The organism is Falsirhodobacter xinxiangensis, assembly GCF_004959935.1.
In the GTDB taxonomy this organism is placed as follows: domain Bacteria; phylum Pseudomonadota; class Alphaproteobacteria; order Rhodobacterales; family Rhodobacteraceae; genus Falsirhodobacter; species Falsirhodobacter xinxiangensis.
On the sequence record NZ_SMYN01000003.1, the window covers coordinates 114,791 to 131,902 of the forward strand.

The following is a 17,112-nucleotide window of genomic DNA, read 5'->3' on the forward strand; positions in this document are numbered from 1 at the left end:
GTCTGTTGCCTGAGGAACGGTCGATCCTAAGGCTCGAAAATCCTCTCTCGACTCGGCTGACACAATTTCAGTTTGAAAAGCTGATCAATCGTCTGCTTTAAGGTTGTGTTGTCAAGACGCGCTTTGCTGCCATACAGAGGCTTGACTTACAGGAGCCTCGCCGTGAACCAGCAATCATTGTCCGCCTTCCTCTGGAGCGTCGCCGACCTTCTCCGTGGCGATTACCGGCAATCGGACTACGGCAAGGTCATTTTGCCCTTCACGGTCCTTCGTCGGATCGACTGTGTCCTTTCGCCATCCAAGGAAGCTGTGCTGGAGGAGCTCAAACTGCGCAAGGCGCAGGGGCTTCCGGTGGAGCAGTTCCTGCGGCGCAAGGCGGGGCAGTCCTTCTTCAACGCCTCGCCCTTTGACCTGAAGAAGCTCATCGGCGATCAGGACAACATCGCCGCGAACCTGCGGGCCTACATCCTCGGCTTCTCGCCCGAGGTGCGCGATATCTTCGACAAGTTCGAGTTCGACACCCAGATCGACCGGCTTGCCAAGGCGGGGCTGCTCTATCAGGTGGTCGAGAAGTTCACCCAGATCGACATGCACCCCGACCGGGTCACCAACCATCAGATGGGTCTGGTCTTCGAGGAACTGATCCGCCGCTTCGCCGAACTTTCGAATGAGACCGCAGGGGAACACTTTACCCCGCGCGAGGTCATTCGCCTGATGGTCAACCTCATCTTTGTCGAAGATGATGCGGCTCTTTCCAAACCCGGCGTCGTCCGCACGATATACGATCCAACGGCGGGAACCGGGGGTATGCTGTCGGTGGCCGAGGAATATCTGGTCAACATGAACCCCGGTGCTTCGGTCTCGCTTTATGGGCAGGAGTTGAACCCGGAATCCTATGCCATCTGCAAGGCGGACATGCTGATCAAGGGTCAGGATGTCGGCAACATCACCTTCGGCAACACCCTGTCGGACGATGGCCACATGGGCGAGCAGTTCGACTACATGCTGTCGAACCCGCCCTTCGGCGTCGAGTGGAAGAAGGTCGAGAAGGCCGTCCGTGCCGAGCATGACCAGAAAGGCCACGGCGGCCGCTTCGGTCCCGGCCTGCCGCGCGTTTCGGATGGCTCGCTGCTGTTCCTCATGCACCTGTTGTCGAAGATGCGCCCCGCCAAGCAGGGTGGTTCGCGCTTCGGCATCGTCCTGAACGGCTCACCCCTGTTCACCGGCGGCGCGGGGTCGGGTGAATCCGAGATCCGCCGCTACGTGCTGGAATCCGATCTGGTTGAGGCGATCGTCGCCCTGCCGACCGACATGTTCTACAACACCGGCATTGCCACCTATGTCTGGATCCTGACCAACCGCAAACCGGCGGCACGCAAGGGCAAGGTGCAACTCATCGACGGCTCGGGCTTCTGGCAAAAGATGCGCAAATCCCTCGGCTCCAAACGCAGGGAGATGGGCGAGGGCGACATCGAGACCATCACCAAGCTGTTCGGCGCGTTCACCGAGGCCGAGCTTGCCCGTATCATCGACGACAGCGGCAAGGAGATCGGGACCGAGGTCGTAATGCCCGGCCAGACGCCCCCCGTCGCGCCGGAGGGCGGCAAGGTCAAGCTCGCGCCCCTGTCGCGCATCCTGCCGAACGCGGCCTTCGGCTATAGCAGCATCACCGTAGAACGTCCTCTCAAGGATGAGGACGGCAATGTCGTCCTTGGCCAGCGCGGCAAGGCCAAGGGCAAGCCGCAGCCCGACAGCAGCCTGCGCGATACCGAGAACGTGCCGCTGGCCGAAGACATTGATGCATACTTTGCGCGCGAGGTTCTGCCCCATGCCGCGGATGCTTGGATCGACCCCGACAAGACCAAGGTCGGATACGAGATCCCCTTCAACCGGCATTTCTACGTCTTCGAGCCGCCGCGCCCGCTGGCCGAGATTGATGCCGATCTGGCTGGTTTCACCGCGCGGATTCAGGAGATGCTGAAGGGGCTGACGGCATGAAGCGCTATCCGGCCTATAAGGACAGCGGTGTTAGAACGCTGGGGAAAGTGCCTGAAACTTGGGAGGTCTTGCCGCTGAAGCGCATTACTTTCTTAGCCTACGGTGACGCGCTTGCCGCAGACGTCCGAGATATCGATGGGAATGTTGTGGTCTTTGGATCTAACGGACCTGTGGGATGGCATAGCAGCAATAATGCTATAGGGCCTGCTATTTTGGTGGGGCGAAAAGGAAGCTATGGCGCACTGAATTGGAGTGACGACAACTGCTTCGCTATCGATACTGTCTACTTCATCGATAAACGGGCAGCATTATGCGATATCCGGTGGCTATACTGGACATTGCATATCGGGGATTTTGGCGCAGTTTCCCAAGATACTGGTGTTCCAGGATTATCTCGATCCGATGCGCACGAAACCCGGTTTCCTGTTCCATCAAACGACGAACAACGCGCCATTGCGGATTTCCTCGACCGCGAGACGGCGAAGATCGATGCCTTGGTGGAGGAGCAGCGCCGCCTGATCGCGCTTCTGGCCGAGAAGCGTCAGGCCGTCATCAGCCACGCCGTCACCAAAGGCCTGAACCCCACCGCCCCCCTCAAGCCCTCGGGCATCGATTGGCTCGGGGATATTCCGGAGGGGTGGGGTCGAGTGGCATTAGGAAGACTTTGCCAAAGCATTTCTGATGGCCCGCATTTTTCTCCATCTTACGTTGATGAAGGCATTCCGTTTCTGTCGGCAAGAAATGTAGCCATTGATCAATGGCATTTAGATGACGTCAAATTTATCTCGGAATCAGACTTCAAAGAGTTTTCGAAACGAATAGTGCCTGAGCGTGGCGATATCCTTTATACAAAGGGAGGAACGACAGGTGTTGCTCGTGTTGTGGATTTGGATTTTGATTTTCAGGTTTGGGTGCATATCGCCGTCCTAAAACTCATCCCGAACGTTGATCCGTTCTTTGTAGCTCATGCATTGAACAGCACAGGATGCTACGAGCAATCTCAGCTTCATACTCGGGGAGCTACAAACCAAGATCTTGGTTTAACTCGAATGACTAAAATTTGGATGGCGCTGCCTCCTTTGAGTGAACAGCAAGAAATTCGGCGGTATCTGGACGAGCAAACGGCTCGCCTTGATGCCCTTTCCGAGACTGTTACCTCCGCTATCGCACTTTTGCAGGAACGCCGCGCTGCCCTGATCTCGGCTGCCGTTACTGGCAAGATCGACGTTCGCGAGGCGGTGGTGCCGGTCGCTGTACCTCAGCAGCTCCTGAACGTCTCGGCCATGGTCGCGGGTATCGTAATCGCCAGACATGGGCGGCAATCGGACCATGGGCGGGTCTGGTTGCAAAAGATGCTCTTCATGGCTCAGACCCATGCGAACATCGACGGGATCGGCGGGACCTATCTTCGCGCGGCCAATGGCCCGCTGGACATCGGGCTCCGCGACCAAGTTGAAGCCGAACTGTCTGCTGCCAATGCCGTCCGTGTGACACGGGAGCCGGGAGATCAAGGCGCCTATCGCTATGACTTCATCGGTGATGCCTCGCAATTGCGCGCCGACCTCGCGGCAAAGATTGGCGACCGGATGGACGGGTTTCTGCGCCTGATGGATCTCTTGGGCGACATGGGGACCAGGCAGATAGAGGCGGTCGCGACCCTCTATGCCGCGTGGAACGACTTTCTCAACGATGGCAAGGCCCCGAGCGACGCCGACCTTATCCACGAGGTGCGGGAGAACTGGCATCCCGCGAAGAAGGAAAGGTTGTCCGCGCAATACCTTGCTGATCAATTGGGTTGGATGCGCCGACAAGACATCGTGCCCAACGGGACTGGGCGGAAGACGTATACGGATAGGTTGATTTGATGGCGACGCATAAGGAAATCGGCTTCGAAGAGGTGATCTGCGACCACCTTTCGAGCCAAGGCTGGCTCTATGCGTCGGGCGATGCCGCAAACTATGACCGCGCCCGCGCCCTGTTCCCGGCGGACATTGCAGCTTGGGCAGAGGTGACGCAGCCGAAAGCCTGGGCAGACGCCAAGGCTCGCCATGGGGAGGCGGTCATCCTCGACCGTCTGCGCAAGCAGCTAGATGAACGTGGAACACTGGAGGTGCTGCGCCGGGGAATCGAGATCCTTGGCCTGAAGGCTCCGTTGACCCTCGCGCAGTTCCGTCCCGCCATGGGCATTAACCCCGACATCACCGAAAGGTATCAGGCCAACCGCCTGCGAGTCGTGCGCCAGCTGCGCTATTCGGTGTCGAACGAAAAGTGCATCGACCTCGTGCTATTCTTGAATGGCATCCCGGTAGCGACGGCGGAGTTGAAGACCGACTTCACGCAAAACATTCAGGACGCGGTCGACCAGTATCGCTTCGACCGCAGGCCCGTCGAGAAGGGGCAGAAGCCCGAGCCACTGCTGTCCTTCCCCGGCGGCGCGCTGGTCCATTTCGCGGTGAGTGACCGCGAAGTGATGATGGCGACCCGGCTGCAAGGCCCAGACACCCGTTTCCTGCCTTTCAACAAAGGCGATGACGGCGCGGCAGGCAATCCGGTGAACCCGAATGGTCACCGCACAGCCTATCTGTGGGAGGAGATCTGGGCACGGGACAGTTGGCTGGACATTCTGGGCCGTTTCATGGTCGGCGTGCAGAACCCGAAAAAGCAATTGTCCGGTATGATCTTCCCGCGGTTCCACCAACTGGACGCAACGCGAAAGCTGCGGGCAACTGTGCTGGATGAGGGGCCGGGTGGCAAATACCTGATCCAGCATTCGGCAGGATCGGGCAAGACGAACTCCATCGCCTGGACCGCACATCTGCTCGCCGACCTGCATGATGAGAAGGACGAGAAGATCTTCTCATCGATCGTGGTCGTGTCGGACCGAACGGTGATCGACACGCAGTTGCAGGAGGCGATCTTTGCCTTCCAGCGGACCGCGGGTGTGGTCGAGACGATCACCGGTGAGACGGGGTCGAAAAGCGAAAAGCTTGCCGAGGCATTGGCGGGTGGCAAGAAGATCGTCGTCTGTACGATCCAGACCTTCCCCTTCGCGCTAGCCGCCGTACAGGAGCTGGCCGCCACGACAGGCAGGCGCTTCGCGGTGATCGCTGATGAGGCACACTCCAGCCAGACCGGCGAGGCGGCATCGAAGCTGAAGCAGGTGCTGTCAGCCGATGAGTTCGCGGCCTTGCAGGATGGCGGCGAGGTCGGTGCCGAGGACATTCTCGCCGCACAGATGGCAGCCAAGGCCTCGCCGTCGGGGATCACCTTCGTAGCCTTCACCGCGACCCCCAAGGCAAAGACCATGGAACTGTTTGGTCGACGCCCCGATCCGGAAAGCCCCGCCGGTCCCGGCAACTTGCCCGCGCCGTTCCACGTCTATTCCATGCGCCAGGCGATCGAAGAGGGCTTCATCCTCGATGTGCTGAAGAACTACACGCCCTATTCGCTGGCGTTCAAGCTGGCGAGCGACGGCAAAGAGATGGACGACAAGGAAGTCGATCGCGGTGCGGCGCAGAAATCGCTGATGCAATGGGTCAAGCTGCACCCCTACAACATCAGCCAGAAAGTTGCGGTCGTTGTGGAGCATTACCGCTCGATGGTCATGCCACTGCTGGGCGGTCGGGCCAAGGCTATGGTGGTGGTCGAAAGCCGCAAAGAGGCTGTGCGCTGGCAGCTGGCCATCCAAAAGTACATTGCCGACAAGGGCTATGGCCTTGGCACGTTGGTCGCGTTCTCTGGCGAGGTGACTGACCCTGAAAGCGGTCCCGACCCGTTCACGGAGACAAGCAAGCTGCTGAACCCCGGCCTTAAGGGAGACATGCGCGAGACGTTCAAAGGGCCGAACTTCCACGTCCTCATCGTCGCGAACAAATTCCAGACAGGCTTTGACCAGCCGCTTCTGTGCGGCATGTATATCGACCGCCGACTTGCAGGCATTCAAGCCGTGCAGACGCTATCGCGCCTCAACCGGGCATGGCAGGACGGCGATCAGGTTAAGAATACGACCTACATCCTTGATTTCGCCAACAGCGCCGACGACATCCTCGCAGCCTTTAAGACCTATTATGCGACGGCAGAACTGGAGGCGGTGACCGATCCGAACCAGGTGCTCGACCTGCGGGCGAAGCTGGACGGCTTGGGATATTACGATGACTTCGAGGTTGATCGCGTCGTTCGCGCCGAGCTAGATCTGAAATCCAGTCATGCGGCGCTGTCCGCTGCGATTGAGCCTGTGGCGGACAGGCTTCTGAAAGCCTTCAAGGCGGCTCGTTCATCCGAGGCGACGGCACTAGCAGAAGGTGACACAAGCTCGGCGGCGGCAGCTAAGCAAGAGCAGGAGGCTCTGATCGTCTTCCGTTCCAACATGGGTGGGTTCCTTAGACTTTATGCGTTTCTGTCGCAGATCTTCGACTACGGCTCGACTGCGATTGAAGCACGGAGCATCTTTTACCGTCGTCTCATCCCGCTCCTCGATTTTGGCCGAGAGCGTGAGGGGGTCGACCTAAGCAAAGTGGCGCTGACCCATCATAAGTTGTCGACTGCTGGCGCGAAACATCTGACGCTGGGCACAGACGGCGAGAAGTTGAAGCCTATCACTGAGTCAGGCTCTGGAAGCGTGCAGGACAAAGAGAAGGCGCTGCTGTCGCAGATCGTCGATAAGTTAAACGATCTGTTCACCGGCGATCTGACCGATAACGATAAGCTGTCCTACATGCTGACCGTAAAGAACAAGCTTCTGGAGAACCGCACGCTTGCCCAGCAAGCAAGCGGCAACTTGAAAGAACAGTTCGCGAACTCGCCTGCTCTTAAGAAGGCGATGGTCGATGCGTTCATCGACGCGCTCGACGCTCATTCGGAGATGAGTCGCCAAGCGCTCGGATCTGAGGTCGTCCAGCAAGGGCTTAAGGATGCGCTGATGGGGCCAGGACGGCTATACGAGGCTTTGCATGAACAAGCCTCTCTAAGTTGATAGCAGGACCTGCTTCGAAACACCTTGGAGCAGATCAATTATCAACGAATGGCGCGATACACATGCGTTATCGCGCCATCATCTTCATGCACTCAAGAAATCAAGAACTTTGCTTTTCCAGATGATTGATGGCATCGACCAACTCAAAGCCATTACGGAAAACGCGACTTTCGCCGCCATGCAGGAGTTTCGCCAACTTCAGATCCGCGTTTGCCACTGAGCTTTGCGAAGGGAGCCGTACGTCCCGGGAACTCAATCGCTTCACCATAGCGTCCCAGCGCTTTGCTCCTAGGACATGCCCCTCATCATCGTCCAGAACAGTTTTGATTGTCTCGTAAGCATATACTCGCGGAGTGCCTTTGAGCCAGAACTCAAAGAAATGCGCGGGCCACGATGCGACTTCGTCTTTACCCCAGTTCAAAAACGAAGAATGGAGCGCCCACCCCGGGCCGTTCTGACCACCCTCCTGAGCCTCCTTTGCGATGAGGTCCTCCAAAACCTCACGATCGTTGACTTCATCCACGAAAACAAACCCAATGTCAGAGAAGGCATTCGGCTGGGCGCACACTAGGCTAAACAAAGAACCCGGAACCGCGGCTTGGCCTCGGCCGGGAGTTCGTGGTGGCATCCAAGTCCGACTCGCGATGGCGATAGCCTTTTCGTCAACGACCGGCGACGAGGCGAACGCAAGATTGAACCAATCTAGCGCGTCGCGCCATGGTCCGGTATTCGCTTCATAAAAACTGCCTGCTTCAACCAATGCAGCTTTGGCACCTGTCAGGCCGATACCGTTGTCAGACGCATTTGCGGAACCGACTACCAGTCCCTTGTCGGAAATGTACACCTTCGCATGGAGATTTACGTGATGGCGAAGTTGATCTCCGTGTATCGAGCTCAATTTCTGCAGCGTTGAAGGATTAGTGCCCCCCAAAGTGACGTTGCAGATCACTCGAGGCGCTTGGCCTTGTGCGGACGGTAGAAGTTCCTCTGCACCCCGCCCCCAAAACGCTACAGCGCACGCGACGTCGTTGCCGCCCATCACTTCCTTTACTTTTTTACTCAGTTCAGCTTCCGCTAAAAACATTCGATCACACCACTGGTTCAAAAGATTAGCTATAATTTTCGAGCGCTTCTGCACTTAGCAATCGCGAAGTTTGCACCGTGCGCAAGCGCTGTTTGCCTGTAATCACAGGTTACGTGCAGATTTGCTACCCCTACCCAGATGGGTGCGCCGGGTTTGTTTCGATTAGCATGGCAGGAAGTAAGGTGCTTCCTGCGACTACGTGGGTGGCGTCGAATTTCCGCAAGCGCATTCCGAGGGCCATCCGCTCCGCAGGAAGCTGCTGATAAATTGCACGATGCCTGAGGAAGTCAAGGTTGACGCTTGGGTTACGGGTAGGGAGCGGCTCTAAAACGGCTTTCCAACACGCGCTCTAAGAGCTGTACCTAGCTTCGCATGAAGCTCTTTCGCTGCGTCAGTGGTGGAGGGCTTTGCGGCGAGGCATCTGGCAAGCCTGTGACGGGCGCGTAAAACGTCCGGCGCAATCATGTCTGCCGTCGAGGCTTTCACGAGCAGCTCCATCGCGGCGCGCATGGTCGAAGGTGATGGTAGCCGTTCCCGCGCCTCAAAGGCGGCGATCAGATCGTCCACCATGCGCGCCTCAAGCCAGACGAAGAGATCCTGGGGCAGATGGCTTCCGTGCTTCCGAAACCGCTCCAGACGGATCGTCAGGGCACCAATCTGACGGTTCGCCCCACTTAGCAAGCCCCTGTGCAGGTCGCGCGCTTCGTTCAGAACCTCTGCCCGCCATTCGTTTCTGATCCCACGGTCCAGCAGGTCATGAGCGCGTCCAACACCCAGCAGAGCCGCCGCCCCTGCGATAGGGCCGAGAATCAGCGCGCCGGCCGGCCCCAGGACAACAAGGCCGAGGATAGCCCCTCCGGTTTGCCCCGCGCCAGCCAGACCGCTGCGGATGGTCAGATCGATGACCAACCATGCCGGCAGGTCCTCGATCGGGATCTGTCCCGTCCATGCCTTGTGGGCCGCACGCGCTCCGCCAATGACGGCTGCATAGAACGGGACAGAGACCTCTCCCAATCCCAAGGCAGCCGACAGGGATTGATCGACCAAGCTCTGCACATGTTCGAGATCGAAGCCACTGGTGGTCGCCACCATCGGCGCCCAAGCTTCGTCCAGCGATTGGGCCTGCAAGGCCAAGGCGTTATCGGCGATGACCGGAACGTCAGGATACTTTTTAAAATGGTCATGCAGCAAGGAGATGTTGGTGCCGCATTTGACTTGGATCGGGCTTCCATCGACGATGAGGTCGTAACCCGGCGTCGTCGAGCCTTCGGCAAGCATCACATCGTGCCCGTCCTCGATCAGCTGTGCCATGACGAACTGTTCAGCGCTGTAACCCCTCAGCCCGATCTGGCCGCCTGGGGATGCGAAACCCGCAACATGAACTGCAAGGTCGAGCGGGGTGGCAATATCCGCCACGCGCGAAAAGTCGGCGGCGGCCAAGACGAGCGGGTCGACCGCTGCGGCGTGATAGAGCATATCGGCCGCCGTCAGACCTGCAACGAGAGCCGTGTCTGGGCGGTCAGTCGCCTGGCCTTCTGCAATCCGCTCGCCCCAAAGACCGGGCGCCGCAAGGGACGCTGGCGGAATCCCGGTTGAAACGGCGGTAGTGATTGCGCCGGCGTGCTGTCGGATAGAGTGGAGTTGATTGTCGTCCAGGTGGAGGAGATCCGTGTCGGCCATCCGATGAAGGGCGCGGAATGCGTCTAGGAGCGCTGCCATCCCGGATCCCGAACCTTGACCATGCAGGGTCAGGAGAATAGCGATCCTTGCCGCTGCAAGTTCACGGGCGGCGCTGGCCTGACCGTTGATTGCCCAATAGCCGAGGGCAGCACTTCCGGCGAGGACGGTCACGGGGTTTATCATGACAAACAGGAGCGATGTCAGCGTCGGCCCCGACACGAAGGGGATCACGGCCGACAACTTTGCTGCCGCGATGTAGGGCGCGAAGCCCGCGGATCCGATCGCCCCGGCTAGTGTCGCCCATCCGCCTCCGGCAATGGCCGCCGTAGAGATTGCCTGCTGGCCCTTGCGAATGGCAGCGGCAACCTCTGGGTCTAGATCGCGCGTGCTTTCGGCTTGCGTGAGGCCTTCCATGAGCCCCGCAAGTTCATGCGCGACGACGTCCGGAAAGGTGACGGCCGCGCTTGCCCGCCTGCGGGCTCCCGGCGCGGCGCGCATGAGCTTGCTGCTGGTTCGCCCAAGGATCGACCGATCGGCATCTGCCTTCTGTTCCCGCGCCTCAAAAATGGCGGGGGCGAGGATTTCGGAAGCGCGCACTGAAATGGCGGAGGCCTCCTCATCCAGCCCACGCGTCGAGAGCGGGTAGAGGCCCGGCAGGCCCAGGTCCTGCTTCATGCTGAGCCAGAGCCTTGCCCGCAGCGCATCAGTTGGAAGAGGCCCATCCATCAGATCATTGGCGAAGGCGGTCACGCGATCAGTGGCAGGCTTGTTGTCGGAGGCCAGCTTTCGCCACGCGGCCTCGCCCATGGCGCCTGCGATCCTCTTGAGCTGTGCGGCGTCGAGCAGGGCGAGCAGGCCGCAAATCTCTTGGCGGGAGGCATCGCCGAGACCGGCCGCCACATGGCGGGGAGATGGGGCGGTGTGCTGCTGGATCATGTCTGCCATCCTGAGAGTGTAGGACTTGGCAGCACTTATCGGAAGAAGGATTGCGATCAGGTCGCGCAAGACTCTGAACATGTGTCGCTAGGGCTTCAGAACACCGACGTGCCGACTTATTCTCAACCGTGCTGTCTGCACACTCCGGGAAAGGCCGGTGCGGCAATGCAAAGCGGCGGATTCACAGGCTGTCAATATGCTGGTCATGCCACGCCTTCTTCCTCCGATGAATGCCGTAGGGCGATGAGCCAGACGGGGCGGGACACGGGACATGCCTTTAGGCATTTGTCCCGCTTGTCCCGCTGTATTCCACTTCTGCTTCGGGACAGTCCGGGACTTGTCCCGCCTTGTCCCGTTTGTCCCGGCGAGGCTCCCCAGCGGTGAAGATTGCCGTTTGTATCTCGCTAATCCTCACGAGATAGACGTCATCCTGAACTGCCATCAGGCCTGCGCTTACCAGATCGGACCGTACCCGCTGAAACGCCTTCCTTTTGGTATCGATACTGTCGCCCGTGTGCTTGGGATAAAAGGCCCCGCGCCAGTGATCGACATGCACGCCCCGGAACGTCCTGCCGTCGTCCTCCCATATGCCATGCTCACGAGCGGCATTTTCATACGTCGAGATGGCAAGCTTCATCGGAGATGTCAGGCGCGTCTGCCGTCCAGGGGCGTCCCCAGCCCGCAAAACCGCACTCTTAGCATCAGCTTCAAGTTCCACGCCCTCTAATGTGAAGTGTAGATCGGCAGGGGGTTCCGCGTCTTTCATCTTGGTGTTCACGACTCGGACGCGGGCACCGTCACGCTCCACGCGAAACTCGAAGTCCAGCGCCCCCTTCAGGGCCATCGCCCCCCGCGCGCGGCCCTTGTCACCGTGCCCCGAATGGTGAACCAGCATCAGCACACAGCCGGGATAGCGGGCCTTCAGGTCGTCCATCGCCACGATGAAGCCTGACATGTCCTGTGTGCTGTTCTCGTCGCCCGCCCCGAAGTTTCGCGCCACGGTATCCACGATGATAAGGCTGGGCTGACCATGTACCCGGGCGATCGCATCAACCGCAGCGGCCACTGTGTTCGCGGAAGCTTTGTCAAGAAACTGCGCGGCACGTTCCGAGGTGAACAACCTAGCGTCCGCCAAAGATTGCCCGCGGTCCTTCGCCCATGCGTGAAACCGGCGAGTCAAGCCGTTGTGCCCTTCGCCTGCGATGAGGAGCACCGGTCCTTTTTTGACTTCGCGGCCATGGAACGGCGTGCCGGTCGCCACGGACAATCCCAGATCGACCGCTAAAAAGGATTTGCCGCAGCCGGGGTCGCCGAAGATCAGCCCCAGCCCTTCAGTCTCGATCAGTCCGGAAACTAGAAACTCGGGCGGTCGATATTTCAGTTCATCCACAGGAATGAAACGAAACGCAGGGACACATGGCACCTGCACGGTAGCAGTTGTCGTTTCCACCCGCTCTTCCGGGACGTCATCGGCCGTAGGCAGAGCGTAGAAGGGGTCATACGCGTTCACGCCGCCCCCCTGTCGATAAACTGACCTTGAGGGTCTACACGCATAAGAAATGCCTGCCGATCGGAGGGAAGAAAAGTCTTCCAGAGACATGCGAACAATTTCTTGCGGCTTTTAATACCCAGCGGCTGATCTTGAAGACGATCCAAAGCGGCCATGCCGTAGGCAACAAGTTCATGTGGGGGCGCACAGTCGGCCCAAAACAGCGCATCACTGGTGGTAGTGCCGAACGGATCGCCCATTACCGGTCCGTTGGTTTTCTGCTCTTCTAAAAAGGCTGCACAGATGGTCGCTGCGTCGTCCGGGTCAGCGTCACGCAGCGCCATCGCAAGAGAAGTCGCGTACTCCATACGCAGGCGTTTGCGAGCATCTAGTGGGCAAATATAGGAGGGTTCGTGGGTGTAACCTTGATGATTGGTCACTGAAGTTCCTTCCGCTGGATCGCGGCGGATACGCAGCCTACGCTCTCTGATCATTGATCTCAGAGAAGCACGAGCCGCCATCCGCTATAGGGTGGCGGCTTTACTCAGGCGAAGCGACGGGCTTTCGCTTTCTCGATGACTTCGATGATTTCCGACTGGGGCCAGCGCGACAGCGCGCCGAGCTTCACCGGCTTCGGCACGGTGCCGTCGGCCACGCGCCGCCAAAAAGTAGGGATGCTAACACCCAGCAGCGGTGCAGCTTCTCGGGCCGTCAGTAGGGGGTCCATGATATGCATTGGTCAGCCTTTATGCTCAATGAGAGGCCGATCCTTGTCAGTTCACCTTCGGGACAGCGGACTAGGTGTCCCGCTTTTGCAGGTGGCGGTTCCACTGCCGCTTTATGGCTTCATGCTTGCCTAAGCCTTCGGTCTCGCAGGTTGCACAGGCCTTATCCAAACCGATTTGTGGGACAAGTTCTCGCAGACGTGCGAACCTTCGCTCACGCGGTCCTTCGTGACGCCTGTTCGTCGAATGGGCGAGATTTCGCAGACCGCCAGCGACCTTTTCGCCTCTTATGGCATCTGGTTCGTGCTCCTTGCCGAGCGCAATCTGAAGGTGCCTGCCTGCCGTAAACGCGTATAAGGCCACCGTAGCGATATGTTCTTGAAGTGCGTTGCCAAGTTCATCCGGCGTCCCATTTTCATCATTCATGACAGCGGCGAGCACCGCTGGAATGAACCTAAGCAATTCTGCTGCTTCAGTCGCGTGATGGACGCGCGACATTTGGGCTGATCCTTCTGTCACCTCTGGAAGTGCGGCCAATTTCTTGCACTGGTCTTCGGCCGCAGCCGACAAGTCATGCCATTGATCTAGAAGACATGGGATGTACTCATCACCCAAGGCACGTGCTTCAAGTTCTCCGAGCAGCAATATCTTCGCGGCTCCAGCTAATTCCGGCGGAACTTCGTCTGGGCCAGCGAAAACTTCTTGAACCTCCGTTCCATTGGTCATTGTGACCTTTGGTACCAGCGCGCCCAATCTATCAAGAATTTCTGTGCATTCCTGCTGTGACGCGTGCCGCGAAAAGTCTTCGAGCCCATCCCAATCGCGCGCATCCAACATCTGCTTCCAGCTGCAGATCATGCACTCACCAGCTGAACGACCGCGCCCGATTGCCCGGTGACGTGTTTCGCCCAGCGTCCCAATAGGCCCCGCCGTTGTTCTAAGAAATCTGTGCGGCGATATGCGCGCACTACGGCGCCATCTGTTGTGTGCCCAAGGCATGCCTCGGCTACCTCGTGAGGGGCATCTGTGGCCTCTGCCAGCCAATCGCGCAACGATGAGCGGAACCCGTGCGGGCGGGCCTCCATCCCGCGCCGCTCCATCAGCCGGGCCATTGTCGCATCTGAGATGACACCCTCCTGACGCTGGGGAACAGGAAGCCGTCGCGGGCATGGCGGCGGGCGGCCTCCAGCACCTCCAATGCTTCTGGCGTCAGCGGAACTCGGTAATCGGCAGTTGTGCCCTTGCGGCCTTTCATGGCTTCCCCCGGCACGGTCCACACTTCGCCTGCAATCTGGCTTTCGTGAAGGAAGCGAAGGGGCGATGATCGAACGCCGGTCAGGATGAGGAGGCGGAGAGCAAGATGGGTTACGGTCCCGTCGTCCAGGCTGGCGAAGAAGGCGGGCACATCCTGCCAATGCAGCGCGGGAATGTTTTCAGCCTCGTGACGCTGGCGGCCCAGTAGGGCACGCGCCTTGTCTGTCACCTGCAGATCAACGTCCAGTCCCAGGGCGGCAGCATGTTTCAGGCATAGGCCAAGCCGGTTAATTGCTTTCGCTGCGGTCGCGGCCTTCGTATGCCAGATCGGGGCGAGACAGTCACGGATGTCCTTCTGGTCAATCTCGGCGACGGGCACCTTTCCCAGCTTGGGCAGAACATGGATTTCCAGTGGGCTGAACCAACGGCCTGCCACGCCATCGCCCTTGAGATCCGCCTTGCGGCTCTCGAAGCAATCCGCCGCCACCTCGTGCAGCAGGTGCATGGCACGCTCCGCTTCCCGGCACTTGCGTTCACGGTTCTTGATTGGATCCATCCCGCTCCGCACTAGCATACGAGCTTCCTCAGCGCGCTTGCGAGCTTCGGCCAAAGACACGGCAGGGAAGGGCCCAAGGCCCATCTCGCGTCGCCTGCCGTGGACGGTGACTCGTAGCACCCACTTGCCGCGCGGCGAATCATCCTTCACTAGCCACAGACCGGCTCCGTCGGCATACTTGCCACCTCCCAACGCCGCTGCACCCTTGGCACTCAATCGATTTGTTGCGCGCACCAGTCCACCCTTAATCACTGCCGCCTCAGTCCCCCTTAGGGTCCACCCCTAGATGTAGTATTGGACGAGATAAAGTGATTTTGAATGATATCGAACATAAAGGCAACATCTATGCAGTACAGCTACTTAGACACTTGATGATATTTGCTGATGTCTAGATATAGCGGCATTCAATGCCCTTCAGCGGCACCACTTCTTCCCAAAATCCGTCTGCAAGGCTGCGATGGCGTCCGCCATCGGGCGCGGCATAATCCGCTCAATTCATCACGAATGCCGATCAGATTCCGCGACCTGCGGGCGGCATCTTAACGCCCCGCACATTTGCCGCCGCGTATCGAGCGCCCGGGCAGTGATGTGCGGGAAACGATTATGGCTGGGAACAAGAGCGCCAATCCGGCGACGGGCACCGATCAGAGGATCGAAGGCGGCACCGGGGCGGATACGCTATCGGGCGGCGGCGGTGCGGATTTCATCGACGGCGGGCGCGGGAGCGACGTGATCCGCGGGGATCAGCCGCTGGCCGGGCAGTGGCACTATCGCATCTATGACAAGGATTTCGAGAGCCGCGACGATCAGGCCGCCTCGATCGAGGAGGGCAGGCTGATCGGCGAGGGGCATGTGGGGGATTTCCACCTCGATCACCTTGCCAAGAACGCGCGCGGCAGCGATGTCGACCCGAACGATTTCGGCGTCATCTATACCAGCACGCTGAATGTCGTGCAGGGCGGTGCCTATACCATCCGCACCGCTTCGGATGACGGATCGCGCGTCATCATCCGCGATGCGAATGGTAAGGCGCTGGATTTCACAGACGACGGGACCGGCAAGGTCACGTCCTATATGAACAACGACTATCATCAGGTCATGACCGCGCGCACGGCGCAGGTGCAACTGGAACCGGGCGCCACCTATACCATCGAGATCCGGTATTGGGAGAACGAGGGTGCCAACCTGATCGAAGCGGGAATCCAAGGCCCCGATACCGGCGGGCGGATGGAGAACCTTGCCAAAAGCAAGATGGTCGGCACCCCGCCGGAAGTGGAAGGCGCGGCCCATGGCGACGATACGCTGGACGGGGGCGACGGGCATGACACGCTTTTTGGCGATGGCGGCAACGATCTGCTCTATGGCGGCGCAGGCAATGATGTCCTGTTCGGGGGCGACGGGGCCGACAGGCTGTTCGGCGGCGATGGCGATGACGCGATCCACTTCGGGCGCGGCGATCATGCGGTGGGCGGGGCGGGCAGCGACCGCTTCGTCCTTGACGATCTGCCGAACAATGCCGCAGGGCGCGCGGATGCCGGGATCAGCATCGACGGATCGCAGAACGCCGATGGCTCCCCCGAGATGGACGTTCTGGATCTGGGAGGGGCCAAGGGCTACCAGACCCACATTTCCTATCGCGATCCGATCACCGGGGCGATGCACGGCTCGGTCACGCTGGCGGACGGAACGACCATCAGCTTCGCCAATATCGAGCAGATCATCTGCTTCACGCCCGGCACGATGATCGCCACCCCTTTGGGAGCACGCGCGGTCGAGACGCTGGCCGAAGGCGACATGGTCATCACGCGCGACCGCGGCCCGCAACCGATCCGCTGGATCGGTCGATCCAACGTGCCGGGCATGGGGCGGTTTGCTCCGATCCGCATCGGCAGGGGCACGATTCCGGAGCTGACGGCGGATATCCTCGTGTCGCCGCAGCATCGGATGCTGGTCCGGGGCTTTCGCGCGGAACTGCTGTTCGCGGAACGCGAGGTCCTTCTGGCCGCCAAGCATCTGGCCGAGGCGGGGCGCGCCAGCATGGTGGAGATGCCCGAGGTCACCTATATCCACATGCTGTTCGACCGGCACGAGATCATCCATGCCAACGGCGCCGAGACCGAAAGTTTCCATCCGGGCGATCACTCGCTGGGCGGTCTGAACGCCGCGGTGCGAGAGGAGCTTTTCGCGATCTTCCCCAGCCTGCGTGCCCTGCCCGAAAGCTATGGCAGCACGGCGCGGCGAATCCTGCGGGGATTCGAAGCTAAACTGCTTGCCGAAGCTGCCTGAGCGCGCCACCTGTTGGACCAAAGCGGGCGGTGATCACGGTTCCGCCGAATACTGCCCCTGTTGCTTGCCCCTTGGGTGGGCCTCGGGGTAATCAGAGGCGGAACGCGCGCCGGCGGCGGGCGATGCACAGGA

The 17,112-nt window shown here is 59.7% G+C and carries 11 protein-coding genes and 1 pseudogene; 4 read left to right on the plus strand and 8 right to left on the minus strand.

The window, feature by feature from the left end:
- The first annotated feature begins 162 nt into the window (after nt 1-162).
- From E2K76_RS04645 to E2K76_RS04655, 3 genes are read left to right on the plus strand one after another with little or no spacing between them, the layout of a single operon-like run.
- Entirely contained in the window at nt 163-1,998 is a 1,836-nt protein-coding gene (locus tag E2K76_RS04645) for a type I restriction-modification system subunit M (RefSeq protein WP_136683114.1), read from the plus strand.
- Entirely contained in the window at nt 1,995-3,863 is a 1,869-nt protein-coding gene (locus E2K76_RS04650) for a restriction endonuclease subunit S (RefSeq protein ID WP_136683115.1), read from the plus strand. Before E2K76_RS04645 ends, E2K76_RS04650 begins: the two co-directional genes overlap by 4 nt.
- Nucleotides 3,863-6,970 (plus strand): type I restriction endonuclease subunit R, encoded by a 3,108-nt coding sequence (locus tag E2K76_RS04655; protein WP_136683116.1) that lies wholly within the window; start codon nt 3,863-3,865, stop codon nt 6,968-6,970. Before E2K76_RS04650 ends, E2K76_RS04655 begins: the two co-directional genes overlap by 1 nt.
- A gap of 100 nt (nt 6,971-7,070) precedes the next feature.
- On the opposite strand, the gene E2K76_RS04660 is transcribed toward E2K76_RS04655, so the two are convergent.
- From E2K76_RS04660 to E2K76_RS21050, 8 genes and pseudogenes are all read right to left on the minus strand, one after another.
- Nucleotides 7,071-8,054, minus strand: a complete 984-nt coding sequence (locus E2K76_RS04660) for a phospholipase D family protein (protein WP_136683117.1) — start codon at nt 8,052-8,054, stop codon at nt 7,071-7,073.
- A 324-nt stretch (nt 8,055-8,378) separates the two neighbouring features.
- Nucleotides 8,379-10,670, minus strand: a complete 2,292-nt coding sequence (locus tag E2K76_RS04665) for a hypothetical protein (protein WP_136683118.1) — start codon at nt 10,668-10,670, stop codon at nt 8,379-8,381.
- Between the two features lie 277 nt (nt 10,671-10,947).
- Nucleotides 10,948-12,180: a helicase RepA family protein gene (locus E2K76_RS04670; protein ID WP_169053204.1), complete on the minus strand. Its 1,233-nt coding sequence runs from the start codon at nt 12,178-12,180 to the stop codon at nt 10,948-10,950.
- A complete protein-coding gene (locus E2K76_RS04675; RefSeq protein WP_136683120.1) occupies nt 12,177-12,599 on the minus strand; it encodes a hypothetical protein in 423 nt (140 codons plus the stop codon). Before E2K76_RS04675 ends, E2K76_RS04670 begins: the two co-directional genes overlap by 4 nt.
- 104 nt (nt 12,600-12,703) lie before the next feature.
- Nucleotides 12,704-12,895 (minus strand): helix-turn-helix transcriptional regulator, encoded by a 192-nt coding sequence (locus E2K76_RS04680; protein ID WP_136683121.1) that lies wholly within the window; start codon nt 12,893-12,895, stop codon nt 12,704-12,706.
- 61 nt (nt 12,896-12,956) lie between these two features.
- The gene (locus tag E2K76_RS04685) at nt 12,957-13,742 is read right to left on the minus strand and encodes a hypothetical protein (protein ID WP_136683122.1); all 786 of its coding nucleotides are present in this window, start codon (nt 13,740-13,742) and stop codon (nt 12,957-12,959) included.
- Between the two features lie 241 nt (nt 13,743-13,983).
- Nucleotides 13,984-14,694: a tyrosine-type recombinase/integrase gene (locus E2K76_RS21045; protein ID WP_342773621.1), complete on the minus strand. Its 711-nt coding sequence runs from the start codon at nt 14,692-14,694 to the stop codon at nt 13,984-13,986.
- A gap of 33 nt (nt 14,695-14,727) precedes the next feature.
- Nucleotides 14,728-14,946 (minus strand): annotated as a pseudogene (locus E2K76_RS21050) (Arm DNA-binding domain-containing protein); the annotation flags it as partial.
- Nucleotides 14,947-15,297: 351 nt separating this feature from the next.
- Here E2K76_RS21050 and E2K76_RS04695 point away from each other — a divergent pair.
- Nucleotides 15,298-16,980, plus strand: a complete 1,683-nt coding sequence (locus tag E2K76_RS04695) for a Hint domain-containing protein (RefSeq protein WP_136683123.1) — start codon at nt 15,298-15,300, stop codon at nt 16,978-16,980.
- Nucleotides 16,981-17,112 lie beyond the last annotated feature (132 nt).

Bases quoted from the DNA above. Each gene is read 5' to 3' on its own strand.
- E2K76_RS04660 (WP_136683117.1), bottom strand. From the start codon at position 8,054: ATGTTTTTAGCGGAAGCTGAACTGAGTAAAAAAGTAAAGGAAGTGATG.
- E2K76_RS04685 (WP_136683122.1), bottom strand. From the start codon at position 13,742: ATGATCTGCAGCTGGAAGCAGATGTTGGATGCGCGCGATTGGGATGGG.
- E2K76_RS04665 (WP_136683118.1), bottom strand. From the start codon at position 10,670: ATGATCCAGCAGCACACCGCCCCATCTCCCCGCCATGTGGCGGCCGGT.
- E2K76_RS04655 (WP_136683116.1), top strand. From the start codon at position 3,863: ATGGCGACGCATAAGGAAATCGGCTTCGAAGAGGTGATCTGCGACCAC.
- E2K76_RS04695 (WP_136683123.1), top strand. From the start codon at position 15,298: ATGGCTGGGAACAAGAGCGCCAATCCGGCGACGGGCACCGATCAGAGG.
- E2K76_RS04650 (WP_136683115.1), top strand. From the start codon at position 1,995: ATGAAGCGCTATCCGGCCTATAAGGACAGCGGTGTTAGAACGCTGGGG.
- E2K76_RS21045 (WP_342773621.1), bottom strand. From the start codon at position 14,694: ATGGATCCAATCAAGAACCGTGAACGCAAGTGCCGGGAAGCGGAGCGT.
- E2K76_RS04680 (WP_136683121.1), bottom strand. From the start codon at position 12,895: ATGCATATCATGGACCCCCTACTGACGGCCCGAGAAGCTGCACCGCTG.